At 72.5% G+C, this 15,033-nt stretch carries 12 protein-coding genes and 1 pseudogene; 8 read left to right on the forward strand and 5 right to left on the reverse strand.

All coding sequences use genetic code 11. The features are described from left to right. Window positions 1–116: 116 nt before the first annotated feature. Both ABFY03_RS37055 and ABFY03_RS37060 read right to left on the reverse strand, forming a co-directional pair. The gene (locus tag ABFY03_RS37055; RefSeq protein ID WP_319008014.1) at window positions 117–953 is read right to left on the reverse strand and encodes a class II glutamine amidotransferase; all 837 of its coding nucleotides are present in this window, start codon (window positions 951–953) and stop codon (window positions 117–119) included. A 246-nt stretch (window positions 954–1,199) separates the two neighbouring features. Further along, complete coding sequence (locus tag ABFY03_RS37060; RefSeq protein ID WP_346172117.1) at window positions 1,200–1,619, reverse strand: MDR/zinc-dependent alcohol dehydrogenase-like family protein; 420 nt, start codon at window positions 1,617–1,619, stop codon at window positions 1,200–1,202. Between the two features lie 894 nt (window positions 1,620–2,513). Here ABFY03_RS37060 and ABFY03_RS37065 point away from each other — a divergent pair. The 5 genes and pseudogenes from ABFY03_RS37065 (at window position 2,514) to ABFY03_RS37085 (ending at window position 8,264) form a co-directional block, all read left to right on the forward strand. Continuing rightward, entirely contained in the window at window positions 2,514–2,717 is a 204-nt protein-coding gene (locus ABFY03_RS37065; protein WP_319008012.1) for a DUF6229 family protein, read from the forward strand. Between the two features lie 114 nt (window positions 2,718–2,831). Then, entirely contained in the window at window positions 2,832–5,717 is a 2,886-nt protein-coding gene (locus ABFY03_RS37070) for a type 2 lanthipeptide synthetase LanM family protein (protein ID WP_346172118.1), read from the forward strand. Between the two features lie 722 nt (window positions 5,718–6,439). Beyond that, window positions 6,440–6,943 (forward strand): hypothetical protein, encoded by a 504-nt coding sequence (locus tag ABFY03_RS37075; RefSeq protein WP_319008010.1) that lies wholly within the window; start codon window positions 6,440–6,442, stop codon window positions 6,941–6,943. A 435-nt stretch (window positions 6,944–7,378) separates the two neighbouring features. Further along, window positions 7,379–7,565, forward strand: a pseudogene (locus ABFY03_RS37080) (YnfA family protein); the annotation flags it as partial. Window positions 7,566–7,601: 36 nt separating this feature from the next. Then, window positions 7,602–8,264 (forward strand): class I SAM-dependent methyltransferase, encoded by a 663-nt coding sequence (locus ABFY03_RS37085; RefSeq protein ID WP_319008009.1) that lies wholly within the window; start codon window positions 7,602–7,604, stop codon window positions 8,262–8,264. 654 nt (window positions 8,265–8,918) lie between these two features. Here ABFY03_RS37085 and ABFY03_RS37090 read toward each other — a convergent pair. Continuing rightward, window positions 8,919–9,737 (reverse strand): alpha/beta fold hydrolase, encoded by an 819-nt coding sequence (locus ABFY03_RS37090; protein WP_346172119.1) that lies wholly within the window; start codon window positions 9,735–9,737, stop codon window positions 8,919–8,921. 372 nt (window positions 9,738–10,109) lie between these two features. Here ABFY03_RS37090 and ABFY03_RS37095 point away from each other — a divergent pair, with 372 nt between their 5' ends. Further along, window positions 10,110–11,099 (forward strand): alpha/beta fold hydrolase, encoded by a 990-nt coding sequence (locus ABFY03_RS37095; protein ID WP_346172120.1) that lies wholly within the window; start codon window positions 10,110–10,112, stop codon window positions 11,097–11,099. A gap of 260 nt (window positions 11,100–11,359) precedes the next feature. Here ABFY03_RS37095 and ABFY03_RS37100 read toward each other — a convergent pair whose 3' ends face one another. Continuing rightward, window positions 11,360–12,322: an alpha/beta hydrolase family protein gene (locus ABFY03_RS37100; protein ID WP_346172121.1), complete on the reverse strand. Its 963-nt coding sequence runs from the start codon at window positions 12,320–12,322 to the stop codon at window positions 11,360–11,362. A gap of 166 nt (window positions 12,323–12,488) precedes the next feature. Here ABFY03_RS37100 and ABFY03_RS37105 point away from each other — a divergent pair, with 166 nt between their 5' ends. Further along, complete coding sequence (locus tag ABFY03_RS37105; RefSeq protein ID WP_319008005.1) at window positions 12,489–13,085, forward strand: TetR/AcrR family transcriptional regulator; 597 nt, start codon at window positions 12,489–12,491, stop codon at window positions 13,083–13,085. Between the two features lie 158 nt (window positions 13,086–13,243). Further along, a complete protein-coding gene (locus ABFY03_RS37110; RefSeq protein ID WP_346172122.1) occupies window positions 13,244–14,041 on the forward strand; it encodes a DUF1963 domain-containing protein in 798 nt (265 codons plus the stop codon). A gap of 48 nt (window positions 14,042–14,089) precedes the next feature. Here ABFY03_RS37110 and ABFY03_RS37115 read toward each other — a convergent pair whose 3' ends face one another. Further along, window positions 14,090–14,986 (reverse strand): alpha/beta fold hydrolase, encoded by an 897-nt coding sequence (locus ABFY03_RS37115; RefSeq protein ID WP_346172123.1) that lies wholly within the window; start codon window positions 14,984–14,986, stop codon window positions 14,090–14,092. Between the last annotated feature and the right edge of the window lie 47 nt (window positions 14,987–15,033).

Consider the following 15,033-nt stretch of genomic DNA (forward strand, 5'->3'; position numbering starts at 1 on the left):
GCCGGCTGAGGCACTCTCGTCCCGGGGGACTGGAAGTACCCCTCCTGATGAGCGGAGCCGGCTCCAGACGTGGCCACGACGTCGAACGGGCCGTGAGGATGTGCTGCCCCGCTCCGTCAGACCGGTTCCGGGGTGAAGGGCCGCAACTCGTCGGCGCCGGCCTGGACGACGCCGTAGCTGCTCTCGGGTACCTCGTTCCAGGCGCCGGGCAGATCGCCGAGGGGTTCGGACACCACCAGGCGGGTCTCGTCGGACACTTCCTGAAGGAAGGTGACTTCGGGGTGCAGCTTGCGCAGTGAGTCCACCCGGCTGCTGTAGAAGAGCGATCGTGAGCGGCCCTGGCTGGAGTAGCGGAAGGCCCACACAGAAGCCCCGTCACTGACGGCGACCGTCATCTGCATCGGGTACTCCACGCCGTGTTCGCGGCCGACGCGTTCCACGACTCCCACCATCCGGGCGACCGCGCCCGGCGGGTCCTCCTCCAGACCGAAGGTGAGCGCGAGGTAGAACATGGTCTCCGAGTCCGTCGTCCCTTCGATCTCGGAGTACAGCGCGGGCGCCACGAGCAGAGCGAGGTCGCGCCGCATGGCGTGGAAGCCGGCGACGGAACCGTTGTGCATCCACATCCAGCGGCCGTGCCGGAAGGGGTGACAGTTCGTCTGTTGTACGGCCGTACCTGTCGACGCCCGGATGTGGGCGAAGAACAACGGGGAGCGGACGTGGTCAGCGAGCTCCCGAAGATTACGGTTGTTCCAGGCCGGACCGACATCCCGCATGAGCGCGGGGGTGCCCTCGCTGCCTTCCGGGTACCACCCGACCCCGAACCCGTCACCGTTCGTCGTCTCGACACCCAACTTGGAGTGCAGGCTCTGGTCGATCAGCGAGTGGGCCGGCTTGTAGAGGATGGTGTCGAGGAGCTGGGGAGTTCCCGAGTAAGCGAGCCACCGACACATGATCGATCACCTGTTTTCGCACCTGAACCGACGGCCGTGTCCGCTGACCGGACGGCTCCTGCCCCGGCCCCTCCCATTTTCGTCTCCTCCGCCACGCACCGCCATGCGGCGTGGACGCCTCGGACACCAGCCGAGGTGTCCGCTCCGCCCTCGGGCATCAGCTCCGTGGTGAGGCGGATGTCGGGCGGAAGAGGCTGCCGAAGCCGATCGGCGCGTCCTCGCAGTGGGGGACGCCGACGCGGCTGATCACGCCGCCGGGACGGACCACTCCGAGGGCCCGTTCGCAGGCGGGCCTGTGGCCGACCGCTTCCAGCACCACGTGCCTGCGTGCTCGCGGACGGCTGGGATGCCTTCCTCGCCGCGGGCGGAGACGACGCCGACGGCACCGAACCCGCGGCCGACGCCGATGGCGCCGAGCTCGCGACCGACTTCGATGGCGCCGAACCCGCGGTCGAGGTCGGTGCGTGCCTGGTGGCGGCCCATGAGGATGACCTGCTGTGCGCCGCGCCGCTTGGCCGAGAGGACCGCCGGCAGTCCGACGGCGCCGGCGCCGATCACCGTGACGCGGGTGCGTTCGCTGACACCGCCGGCGACGGCGGCGCGGTAGCCGGTGCCGACGACGTCCGACAGGGTCAGCAGGGACGGAATGAGAGCGGAGCCCGCCACGACGACTGGCTTGACGAGCGTGCCGTCGTCGATCGGGACGCGGACCGCTTCAGCCTGACCGCCCTCGTCCGCCGCGCCGTCCCAGAACCCGCCTGCGGATGGGCGCAGGAGGTGTGGAGGCCCTCGCGGCAGAAGCGCAGGTCTGGCCGGAGACCGCGAAGGGAGCGACGAGCAGGTCGCCGCGCTTGAGGGTGGTCACCGCCGAGCCGGTGTCCTCGACGATGCCGATGAACTCGCACGCCTGGGCTCCGAGCATGGCCCTGGGCACGCCCACGTACCTCCGGAGCAAGCTGCCGCCGGGCCCGACCCGACCCCGCCCCACGGTGTCCTCGCTCGGCACCGCTCCCGTGCGCGTCTGCGGACCTCGCCCGCGGCGCCGCTGCGGGGGGTTGCGGTGGAAGACGAGGATCCGCAGCCCGCAAGGCCACCGTGGACGAGGCCATCCGCACACCCACCGCTCCACTCTGACCGCTGCCGGCGACTGGGAAACCCGGACGAGATCACGGACCGCTCCCGGGTGCTCATCGGCCCGTCGCCGACGCCCCGGCACGGTCTCGTGGAGCGGTGCGAAGCGTCCGCAGTGCGGACGGTGAATGGCCGAATGCGTGCGGCCCGCGCCACTTGACGGGCGCGGTCACCGTCCGCCGCGGCTCCGTCCGGGCCGGCTCGCCGGGCCGGGCCGCGCGCGGGGCGGCACCGTCCGCCACCTCGTCTCGCGTCCCGGCGCACCGATCGGCGACCCCCAGGGCCGCCGGCGCGGCGGCGGTTTCCAGGCCGGACGGGGCGCGCGCGAACGCCCGTTTGACGATTGGCCGGTTCTGGGAGATCCGGACGGACATCATCCGGTGGATTCTGTAGCCCCGTGCATTCCCGGCGATTCATAGGAGGAACCGCATGCCCGTCATGTCCACCACCCGTACCGACGAGATCGTCACCGCCTGGCTCCAGGGCGCCGAAACGGCCTTCGGCGCCGCCAACCCGGCCGGTCCGCTCTACGTGGGCGGGGCGGCCGGCGAGGCCGCGCTGACCGACGCCGCCGACGCGCTGCTCACCGGGTGCAGCAGCTGCACCGGTTCGTGGCACAGCTACTGCTGCTGACGAACCGCCGTACGCACCGCACGCAACACCCGGGGAGTCCTCACGGGTTCCCCGGCCCGTGCGGCACCACCTCAGGTCAGATCGCGCGTACCAGCCGTCAGGAGAGGACTCAGCATGGTGGAACCGGTGGCAGCGGACCGCTCGGCCGACGGACCGCCGCCCGAGGGATGGTTCGCGGCACCGGTGGACACCTTCGCGCGCCCCCTGTACGCGACGCTGGACGACCGGATCCCGGAACTCACCCGGCTGGGTGCCGACGAGCGGTCGGTACTGCGCGAGGCGACGCGCGAAGCCCTCAGCCGCACCCTCCAACTCCGGCTCAACCGGGTACTCCTGCTGGAGCTGCGGGCCGCCGGCCTGGCCGGCGAACTGCCCGGCGCGGACTCGGCCGCCCGCTGGGACGCCTTCCTCCGGCGCGCCTCCGCCCCCGCGTTCGCCGAGACCCTCCACCGGCGGTACCCGGCGCTGCGCGAACGGGCCTTCGCGTGCGGGCGCCTCCTCATCGAGGGCGCGCTGGAACTGGGCACACGGCTCGCCGCGGACCGGGAGGCCATCGCCGTCCTGCTCGGCGACGATCCGGGACCACTGCGCGCGCTGGAGCTCGCCCGCGGCGACACGCACCACGGAGGGCGGGCGGTCGCCCGGCTCCTCTTCGAGACGGGCAGCGTCATGTACAAACCGCGCCCGGTGGAGGTGGACGCCGCGCTGCGCTCCTTCGTCGCCGCCGTCCCCGGCGCCGAGGACCTGGGCGTGCCGAGAGCGGTGGTCCGGGACGGCTACGGCTGGGCCGAACACCTCGGCCACCGCTACTGCCGGGACGAGGCGGAACTCGCCCGCTTCTACCGGGCCCTGGGCGGCTGGCTGGCGGTGATGCGACTCCTCGGCGGGACCGACCTGCACGCCGAGAACCTGGTCGCCCACGGCCCGGTGGCCGCCGTGGTCGACGCCGAGGCCCTGTTCACGCCCGATGTCGAAGTTCCGCCGAGCGGGCGCGGCGACGCCGTCGACCAGGCGGCCCGGACGATCCGCAACACCGTGCTGCGCACCGGCATCCTGCCGCTCCGCACCGACGGCTACGCCCTCGCCGGCGTGGACCTCTCGGCCGCGGGCGGTCTGCCGGGTCAGCAGCCGCAGATCCGTATCCCGGTCATCGCGGACGGAGGACTGGACACCGCCCGCATGGAGGTCGGTGTGGTGGACCTGCCGCCGGCCGGCAACCACCCCAGCCCCGAGCCGGTGCTGATCCGCCACTGGGGGCAGGTACTGACCGGATTCGACGGAGTCACCGAGGCGCTGGCGAAACTCGACACCGACGGCGAACTCTCCACCCTGGTGGGGATGTTCGACGGCTGCCAGGTCCGCAGGATCCGACGGCCCACGCAGACGTACACGGACATCGGCCGCATGCTCTGGCACCCGGCCTCGCTGCACGACCCCGACGCCGCCCTGGAACGCGCCCGGGACATCCTCCACCGCAACGCCCTCGCCGCCCCGGGTGCGCCCCGCGAACCGGCCGTGATCGACGGGGAGATCGCGGACCTGCTGGTCGGCGACGTCCCCGTGTTCGGCGAGCGGGTGGACAAGCAGCGTTCGGCCGCCTTCCTGGCCGGGTGGCGGCAGGCGGATCTCGCCCGCGAGCGGGACACCATCCGCAGCGCGCTCGTCGGGGCCTATCTGAACGAACGGCAGCTCCCCGACCGGGTACGGACGCCCGCCCTCTCGCCGAGCGCCGACGACCTCGACCGACGGCGGCGCACGCTGGCCGCCGCAGCCGTGGAGACCATCCGCGCGGCGGCCGTACGCGGCACCGACGCCACCGCGACCTGGATCAGTCCGGTGCTCACGGACTACGGCTGGGCGGTCCGCCCGCTCGGCGCGGACCTCTACACCGGCCAGGGCGGCGTCGCCCTCGCTCTCGCGGAGTACCTGCGGGAGCAACGGGCCGGGCGGGCCGACCCGGTGGCCGGCGTCGAGTCCCTGCTGGCCGGCACCCTGGAGGTGCTGGCCGCCACCGAGGACACCACGCCCACCCGCCAGCTCGGCGGGTTCACCGGACTCGCCTCGCAGGTGTGGACCTGGGCGTCCCTGCACCGCCTCCTCGGTACCCCCGGACTCCTCGACCGCGCCCGCGCCAGGGCCGCGCTGCTGACCCCGGAGCTCATCGCCGAGGACCGGGCACTCGACGTGCTCGGCGGTGTGGCCGGCGTGGTCGTCCCCCTGCTCGACCTCGCCGAACTCACCGGCCAGGAACAGTGGCTGGACGTCGCCGCCGGAGCCGGACGGCGATTGGAACGAACCGCGGTCGTCGACGACCGCGGAGCACGGTGGTCCACCGTGATGTTCCCGGAGGGCATCGGCGGCTTCGCCCACGGCACCACCGGCGTCGGCTGGGCACTCACCAGGCTCGCCCTCTCCCCAGCCGGAAGCACGGCGGACCGGCGCCGCTGGCACGAACTCGGCTCCCTGGCCCATGACTTCGAGGAGTCCCTGTACTCGCCCAGGGAGCGGGCCTGGGCCGACGCCCGCGTCGGAGGAGACATCGACCATCCCACCGCGTGGTGCCACGGCAGCACGGGCATCGGCCTGGCCGCCGTCGACCTCCACGAGCGAACCGGCGCCCCCCGCCACCTGGACACCGCACTCCGTGCGGGTCCGGCCGGCCTGCGCGAGGGCTTCGGCTGGAGCCACACCCTCTGCCACGGCGACCTCGGACTCTGGGAGATCCTCCACCGCCTGCGCGGCCTGAAGGGGTACGAGGGCCCGTCCGCCACGGAGGCCGACGCGGAGCTGCTCACCGGCATCGAACAGCGAGGCCCGGTCGGCGGCCTCGCCAAGGAGGCGTTCGCACCGGGGCTGCTCCCGGGGCTGTCCGGGGTGGTCCACCAGCTGCTACGGATGCACCCGGACGCCCGGCTGAGCTCCCCGCTCCTGCTGGCCCTCCCGCCGGCGGCGCGACCGGAACCGGACCCGGACCTCGGACCTGGTCGGTCGTCTGTGTGAGCCGGTCGTCGCACGCCAGGGCTGGTCCTTGAGCTTCGTCGAGTGAACGGAGGAGTCCGTCGGAGACCGGCGGGATGTGCCGCGGCGGGAAGCGTCGAAGACCGCCGCGTGGTCGATGTGCTCCCGATGCGTGAGCCGGGCCGCCGGCCGCCCGGCTGATCCGCCACCTGGCGTGGAGATCATCTGCTGGGGCGGGGCCGGCGCTCATGCCGCGGGCGCCCGGCGCGGGTCCGCGCTGGCTCTACAGGTCGCCGACCGGTTCCACCTGTGGCAGGGCTTCGACCGAGCCGTGGAAGCCGACTCCTCGGTCGGCCGCGGTGCGACGAACCGCCCGTCGGCCGGCGGGGCGGAGCGCAAGAAGCCCGAGGCGAGGGGGGGGGCTTCGGCGCGCCGTCCTTGAAGGCCGGCACCCTGTGCCGGTCAGCGGGGGAGTGCCGAGCGCCTCCACGCGGACCAACAGCTGACGCCGCCGGTTCGCTGCCGCGATCCTCGCGCTCTCCGCCGTGACGCGGATGGCGGTCGGGACGGCCGGCTCCCCACGTTCTGCCCACACGCGGCCAGACAGCGTCCCCGCTCCCGTGCGTGCCGCAACGCCCCCGCCAAAGCTCTTACTCAGGAAGCGTTATCCGGCCAATCGATTGTCGTGCTCCTGACAATTCAAGGTCACCATGGGACCTTCCGTAGCGCGCACATCCCACAAGGACGCGGCCAGAAGGAGCGACATGAGGCAGTTCTCGACACTCACGTGTGTCACCGCCCTGATCATCGCAGCCACCGCCGGAGCGGCCACGGCGGCGAACGCCTTCGAATCCACCGCAACGCAGCAGGTCGACGGCGTGATCGTGGTCTCGGGCAGCACCTGCACCTGGACCAATGCCCGGACCAGCGCGAACCCGCCCACCGGGCTGTCCATCGACCGCACCAGCATCAACACGCCCGGCGGCAACCTCAGCTGTACCGGAGGCATCACCGCCGCCCTCAACAACAACCCCAACGTCACCTTCGACGACGCGGCCGGCCAGGCGAAGGCCGACGTCATCGACATCACGGGAACGCAGTACGGCATCTCCTGCCGCTACAAGGCGACCAACGTCCTGCTGAACCGCGACGGCACCACCCGTAGGTACGTGAACCAGGCGTTCACCGCGACGAAGACCTCCGGCAGCTTCTTCTGCCCCGGATCGGTCACCACCGCCGCCGGCGACGCCTCCCTGCTCTTCCACTGACACCTGGCGGACATGACGAAACCTCCGCCCTGTCCGGTACCCCCCGGCGGCGGGGGTTTCGTCGCAGGTCCGGCCGGTGGCCCGGCTCGCCGAACCCGGGGCCGACGCCGCAACCCTGCGCCACCGCAGGCCGTAGCGCCGGCGGCGACCGTGCGGAGTCCTTTGGCGGCGCTCGCAGCGTCGATCGCCCGCTGTGCCGCGGCGACGGCCTGTGTGGCAGCTTTCTCAGCCCGACCTGCGGCGCTTGACGCCTCCTGATCTCGCGCTCCGCCGCCACGATGTACGGCTCCAGGACGTCCAGGGCCCGCTCGACTTCGCCCGCCTGGGACAGCGAGCGCGCCACCGCCTCGGCGCAGAACCGATCCCCCGCTCCGATGCGGCCCGAACCAGGAGTTCCATCTCACCCCCCGCTCTTCGAGCATCGCGACCGGACGAGGCCGCATCCAGGACTTGTACGACGGGACCTTCGTGGGCCGGGTCGAGCGCCGGAGGCGTGGCCTTCGCCGGTTACCGCCCTGAGCGCCGCGACGCCATCGGAGCCCCGGCGTGCCTCGCCGGCATGGCGGTCATCATGTACGCCCCTCCGGCCGTCACCGACCGGTCGGAGGTACGGCACGTCTAAGCTGCGCCCCGGGACACGAACGGGAAGGTCGAAGACGTGGCGGACGAGCAGGAGCTGGCCGAGATCCAGCGGCGGCACTGGCAGGACACCTACAGCGCCCATCCGGGGATGTACGGCGAGGAGCCGTCCGCGCCCGCGGTCTACGCGGCCGGCGTCTTCCGTACGGTCGGAGCCCACGACGTGCTGGAGCTCGGCGCCGGGCACGGCCGCGACGCCCTCTCCTTCGCCCGCGAGGGCTACACCGTTCAGGCCACCGACTTCAGCCCCACCGGACTGGAGCAGTTGCGCGTCGCGGCCGAGGCGCAGGGCGTGGCCGGGCAGATCAGCACCGCGGCGCACGACGTGCGCGACCCGCTGCCGCTGCCGGACGCCTCCGTGGACGCGGTCTTCGCGCACATGCTGCTGTGCATGGCCCTGTCCACCGAGGAGATCCACGCGGCGGTGGGCGAGATCCGCCGCGTCCTGCGGCCCGGCGGTGTCCTCGTCTACACCGTCCGGCACACCGGAGACGCCCACTACGGCGCTGGCACCCCACACGGCGACGACATCTTCGAGCACGGCGGCTTCGCCGTCCACTTCTTCGACCGCGCCTTGGTCGACGCCCTCGCCGACGGCTGGACCCTCAACCAGGTCCACGCCTTCGAGGAGGGTGACCTGCCCCGCCGCCTGTGGCGCGTCACCCAGACTCTGCCTCGATGACGGCGACAGCCCGAGGACCCGACGTACTGCCGAATCCGCACCGAGCCTGCTCTGCGTCACGCTCCCGCAGGGTCCCAAGCAGTCGGCCGCGAGCGTCGCGACCGCTGCACCGCAGGGACAGGCCCGGTCGAGGCCCGGGCCGGCGGCCGGCGGCGTCCTCCGGGTGCCCGAGCGCGGTCCGCCGGCTGCCCGCTGGGATGACGAAGCCTTCTTCGCGGCAGATCCGAGGTCCCCGCGGCTGAGCCGGCTTCGGGTTCTGCTGGTCGCCCTGCACGACGGGTGAGGGGCCGCGAGGCCCCCTGCATCGCGGTGTGCCTCTGCTCTCGGGCAGCGAGGCCGACCTCGATCGCGGCGGCCTCTCCGAGCGCCCGGGGAGTCAGGTGCCCACCGCCGTGGAGTCACTCCGCGATCATCCAGACGCCGGCGGGGACGACATCTCGCCTGACGCGCACGCCGATCGTGGCCCGACTGGAGGCCATCACCAACGGTCGGGAACGAGAAGGCGGCGGCCGGCCCCTCCAGCAGCACATCCAGGACGCCCGCCGGCCGGCGGGCGTCCTGGGCTCTCCTTGGAGAAGCACGTCCCGCCGGCCTGCCTCCGACGGCCTCCGACCGCGGAACCCGCTACGGGACGACTCCTCTGGGCGATGGGTGTCAGCGGTCCGTTGCCGCGAAGCGCAGCAGCAACTCGCTGGTCGCCTCCGGCGCTTCGAGCATGGGGAAGTGACCGACGCCGGGCAGTTGCTCGACTCGCGCGTGCGGCACGGTGTCGTAGTGGTGCGCCGAAGTCGGATCCCAGCGGGGGTCGGCCGCGCCGAAGATCACCAGAACCGGCACGTCGAGTGCGGTCAGGCGCGCGGGTACGTTCCTCTCGGCGATGTACGCGGTGTTCTGGCGCAGCACCGTCCTGAAGGTGCGGTAGCCGATGCCCCGCACCTCGGCGACCAGGGCGTCCGGGACGTCCACCGGGCGGTTGCAGACCGCGGTCACCCCCCGGCGGAGCATCGCGTCGGAGCGTACCTTCCAGAGCAGCGGGCCGAGCGGCGGGTTCATCAGGGCCCGGAGGAAGGCGGGCTGCGGAAGGAGCGCGTCGGGACTCGGGCCGCTGCTGATCAGTGCGAGCGACCCCACCAGGTCCGGGCGCCGTTCGGCGAGGGCGGTGGCGATGTACCCCCCGCTGGAGTGCCCGACCACGGTGACCGGACGAAGGCCGAGCTCATCGAGCGCCGCGGCGAGGCTGGCCGCCTGCTCCGGGACGTCGTACGACTGCGCTGGCGGGGACTGGCCGTGGCCCGGGAGGTCGATCCGGATGACGTGATACCGGCTGGCCAGCGCCGGCACCACCGGGCCCCAGGAGCTGCCCGAGGCCCCCGACCCGTGGATGAGCACGAGCGGCGGCGCGTCCCGTGGACCGTCGTGGACCACGTGCATCCCGTGCATTCCGTACACATGCTGACCTTCGTAGACACTCATACCCAGAAGGATTCTGTTTCGGCGGCGAGCGGGACCGCCGCGCAACGCGGGCTGCGTGACGTCGGCACCCATCAGCAGTCTCGAACCGCTTGGCATTCATGCAGGTCAGCGGGCCATGCGTACCAGCTGTACCGCCCCCGGACAGCAGGTTCGGCGTCTCGCCCGATCGGGTGACTCCGTACGAGGCAGGCAACCTCGCGGATGCTGCGCCGACGGCGTGGTCATCAAGATGGCTGCCGGGTGAGCGTCGCCACCGTCGGCCGCCTCCGCCGCCACGAAAGGTTGCCGAAACAGCAAGACCGATCGCTCTGGAAAGGTGCCGCGCCGCATGATCGGGGGGCAGCCGCGTCGCCCCGAGCCGAGGAGAAGCCCGTGCAGCCCCAGCCGACCACCGCGCTCCGCCATCGCACCGTCGAGGCCCCGGCCGGACGCCTCCACCTGGTCGAGCAGGGCACCGGCCCGATGGTCCTGCTCGTGCACGGCTTCCCCGAGTCCTGGTACTCCTGGCGCCGCCAACTCCCGGCCCTCGCCGCGGCCGGCCACCGGGCGGTGGCGATCGACGTACGCGGCTACGGCCGCTCCTCCAAGCCCGCGGCGACCGGGGCCTACCGGATGCTCGACCTGGTGGAGGACAACGTCGCGGTCGTGCGCGCCCTCGGCGAGGAGAGCGCGGTGGTCGTCGGCCACGACTGGGGCTCCACCATCGCCGCCACCTCCGCCCTGCTCCATCCCGACGTCTTCCGCGCCGTCGGTCTGCTCAGCGTCCCCTACGCGCCGCCCGGCGGTCCCCGCCCCACCGACATCTTCGGTCAGGTCGGCGGCCCCGAGCAGGAGTTCTACGTCTCCTACTTCCAGGAGCCCGGCCGAGCCGAGGCGGAGATCGAGCCCGACGTCAGGGGCTGGCTCGCGGGCTTCTACGCGGCCTTGTCCGCCGACACCATGCCCGCCGACGGCCGGCCCGACCCGCACTTCGTCACCCGAGGCGGCGGCCGACTGCGCGACCGCTTCCCCGCCGGGGTGCTCCCGGCCTGGCTGAGCGAGGACGATCTCGACGTGTACGCGGGGGAGTTCGAGCGTACGGGGCTGACCGGCGCACTCAACCGCTACCGCAACATGGACCGCGACTGGGAGGACCTCACCCCCCACCGCGGAGCTCCGATCAAGCAGCCGTCCCTGTTCGTCGGCGGCGCTCTGGACGCCTCGACCACCTGGATGTCCGACGCCATCGACGCGTACCCCACCACCCTGCCCGGTCTGTCGGCCTCCCACCTCCTGGACGGCTGCGGGCACTGGATCCAGCAGGAGCGCCCGGAGGAGGTCAACCGTCTGCTGATCGACTGGCTCGCCACCCTCCAGGGCTGAGGCAGGCGCCCCCGGAGCAGCAGTGCGCGACCGGATCGGTGACGAGTACGAGTACGGGCAGCAGTCGTTCACCGGTCTGTGCGGTGCGCGGCGGCTGCGAATCAAGGCGGCCGACCGCGGTCGACCGCGGCCGACGGCGCCGGGCGCCGAGGCGCTTCGGACCGTGCCGACCGGCCAGCCTGCCACCGTCCTCGAGTACGAGCCCGCCCCCGCTGTGCCGTCCCCACCTCGCCCGGCGGGCCGGCCGCGCGTGTGCGGGGCTACTTGGATTCGACCCGTCCCACCGCCCGCGGGCCGGTCGTCAGTTCCTCGCACGCGTTCGGCCACGTAGGCGTGCCGGGGTGGAACTGATCGCTGAGGTAGGCCGCGGTGAGCCGGCCGAGGGCGGCGACACGCCGGGGGTTCTCGTCCGTGGTCTCGGCGGCGTCGTATCCGGCGATGCCCCCGAGCCCGTGCTCCGCGTCGAACAGGGTGAGCAGGGTCTTGGGGCCGGGGGCGAGGGTGTAGGGGTCGGCGTGCCAGTCCGGCCCCATGTCGGTGAAGTGCCGGGAATCGTCCTTGTCGCCGGCGACGACCAGCGCGGGTGCGGTCATGGTGGAGAAGTCGACGGCCCCGATGATCGGCCACTGCTCGGCCATGGGCCCGTTGAGGACTTCGCCGCCTCTGCCGGGCGCGGCGAGCAGGACGCCTGCCTTGATGCGGGGGTCGCCGAGGTGCACCACGCTGCCGGTGTCGGGGTCGGTGAGCCCGGCGCCCAGCAGGAGGGCGGCGGTGAAGCCGCCGAGCGAGTGCCCGGCGACGGCGACCTTGGTGGGGTCGATCCGCCCCGCGAGCTGCGGCACGGTGCGCTCCATCTCGTCGAGCCGGTCGAGGATGTGGGTCATGTCCTCGGCGCGGGAACGCCAGAAGTCGGGTGCGCCGGGTGCGTCGGCGACCAGGTGGCTCAGTGTCCGGGAGGTGAGGTGGGTGGGCTGGACGACGGCGAATCCGCGAGCGGCCCAGAAGTCGGCGAGCGGCGCGTAGCCGTTGAGCGAGGACAGGTTGTTCGAGGGGCCGTGACCGTGGGACAGGAGGATGACGGGGAGGCCGGTGCCGCTCGCGGGCGCGGTGACGCGCACCTGGAGGTCCACGGGACGCCCGGGCACGGAGAGGACCACGGGGCTGAAGGACAGGACCGGGACGGTCGCGCCCAGCGCGTCGGTGGGGGCGGTGGATGTGCTCACGATGCGGTTTCCTTTCGGTGGCACATGCTCCCGCCGGTCGCCTGCGACCGGTGTCGGGCATGGCGGTCAGGAGCGGCCCGTTTCGGCTAACCTGAAACGGAACGACGCTCCATTTAGTATTCGAAGCGCTGCTCCGCTTTGTCAATCGGTGTGGAAGGAACGCGTGATGGCCACCGAGAGCCCGGCAGGGGATTCGCCGTCCAGAGGCAAGCGGGCCGACGCCCGGCGCAACCGGCAGGCGGTGCTCACCGCCGCCGCCGAGGTGTTCGTCCTCTCCGGCATCGACGCGCCGATCCGCCAGATCGCGGCACGGGCGGACGTCGGGATGGCCACGATCTACCGCCACTTCCCGACCCGGGCGGATCTCGTCACGGCCGTCTACCACCACCAGATCGAGGCGTGTGCCGAGGCCGGCCCGACCCTGCTGGCCAGTGCCGGGTCCCCGCTCGAAGCCCTGCGCCAGTGGATCGACCTCTTCGTCGACTTCCTGGTCACCAAACACGGTCTCGCCGACGCCCTGCAGTCCGACAACGAACGCTTCGCCGCCCTGCACGCCTCCTTCCTCGACCGCCTGCTGCCCGTCTGCGCCCAACTGCTCGACGCCGCCGTCGAATCCGGCGACATCGCGCCGGGTACGCAGCCGTACGAGCTGATGCGCGGCGTCGGCAACCTCTGCATCGGGCGCGACGATGACCCCCGCTACGACCCCCGACGCCTGATCGCTCTCCTCCTCCAGGGACTCCAGCGGCCTCGACCGTCCTGATCCCGACCGCGCAGGCAGCCCCCACCTGCCTCGCCGGCTTCGCCGGTATCGCAGGTCATCACCGCCAAAGAGCTGTGCTTTCAAGTGAGTTCGCCACTCACCGTCGCTGCCCATGAGCCCGTTAGGGTGGCCCGATGACCGATGCGATCATGGACAGAATGAACCGTTTCCGAGCCGAGGCGGCATCCCAAGGGCTGCCATCGGAGGAGGTGGAGGAATGGATACGGGTGGCCCGTCCGGCGGCGTACCTGGCGGAGGGCGGTGACGGTCCCCTGGTGGCCCGGATCGGCGGCGACCCCCTGCTGCCGCACGGCGTGCCGAGGCCGTCGGATCCCTTCGTGGCCGGCATCGACCTCGCGGCTCTGCCGCCCGGCGCCACCGACCTCCCGCTCCCCGCCGACGGCCATCTGCTCCTGTTCGCCGGCACCGACATGTACGGCATCGGAGGACAGGTCTCCGACGCGGTGCTGTACGTCCCCGCCGGCACCCCGACAACCCGCAGCCCCCTCGAACACGGCCGGCGCGAGCCGTACCGACCGCGTGAACTCCGCACGCTCTGGCACCAGCCGAGCGCGCAGATGCCGGAGAGCTTCGCCCTCGACAGGTGGGGCGGCTTCCCCGAGGACGAGCAGTTCGAACTCGCCGACGAACTCGGCGACGCCTGGGCGCAAGTGGGCGGCCACCGCCCTGCCTGGTCCCTGCAGATCGGCGGCCACCCGGTCTCGCCCCAGAACGACCCCGTCCACTACGCCCGTGGTCCCGTGGACGCCGGTCCTTCCGCCCGAGCAGGCACGGACCACGGAAAGAGCCCCGACGACTGGGCTCTCCTGGCCAGCTGGAGATGCGGCGAGGACGTCACCGAACTGGACTCCGGCGTGGCTCACTGGGTGGTCCGCCGGCAGGATGCGGCGGCCCGGCGCTTCGACCTGGTCCACCGCTACGTAGAAATGGCATGACCACGTAGGGCAGGGCCGGCCGGCTCCACGCTCCCGCCGACGGAGCGATCAGCGCAGCAGCAGGTCGCGGATCGCCTCGGTGATCTCCTCAGGCGCTTCCTCCGCCATGAAGTGCCCCGCGCCGGTCAGCCGGTGGTCCAGGTCCGGCGCCCACGCGCGCCAGACCGATGAGGCGTCGTAGCCCAGCCGCGCGCCCCAGTCCTGCTGGACGACCGTCACGGGCATGGCCAGCTGGGAACCCGCGTCCCGGTCCGCCTGGTCGTGTGCGACGTCGATGCCCGCCGAGGCCCGGTAGTCCGCGACGATCGACGGCACGGCCGCGGCGCTGGCCCGCAGGTACGCGGACCGGACCGGTTCCGGCATGGCGGCCGGGGTGCGGGCCCAGGCGTCGAGGAAGGAGCCGAAGAAGACGTCGGCGCTGTTGGCGATCAGCGTCTCGGGCAGGCCCGGCGGCTGCGCCATGAGAAACAGGTGGTAGCCGACCGCCGCGGGGACGCCGTGCAGGACGTCCCACATGTCCAGGGTGGGGACGACGTCGAGGATGCCCAGATGCGTGAGGGCCTCGGGGTGGTCCAGTCCTGCCCGGAAGGCGACCAGGGCGCCCCGGTCGTGGCCGACCAGGGCGAAGCGTTCATGACCGAGCGCTGCCGCCAGGGCGACGACATCGGCGGCCATGGTGCGCTTGGAGTACACCTCAGGGCCGGCGGCCGCCGGCTTGTCACTGGCGCCGTATCCGCGCAGGTCAGGGCAGATCACTGTGTGCTCGCCGGCGAGCCGCTCGGCGACGTGCCGCCACATCAGGTGGGTCTGGGGGAAGCCGTGCAGCAGCACGACCGGGCTGCCGTGGCCGCCGACGGCTGCGGCCAGCTCGATTCCGTCGGCACCGGGCAGACGGACGAGCTCGAAACCGGGAATGGTGGGGGTGGGAGTGGGAGTGGGAGTCATGGAAGATCCGCTTCTGGCTTCGGGGGACCGGCGAAAGCCGCGGTCCG

The organism is Streptomyces roseofulvus (genome assembly GCF_039534915.1).
GTDB lineage: Bacteria > Actinomycetota > Actinomycetes > Streptomycetales > Streptomycetaceae > Streptomyces > Streptomyces roseofulvus.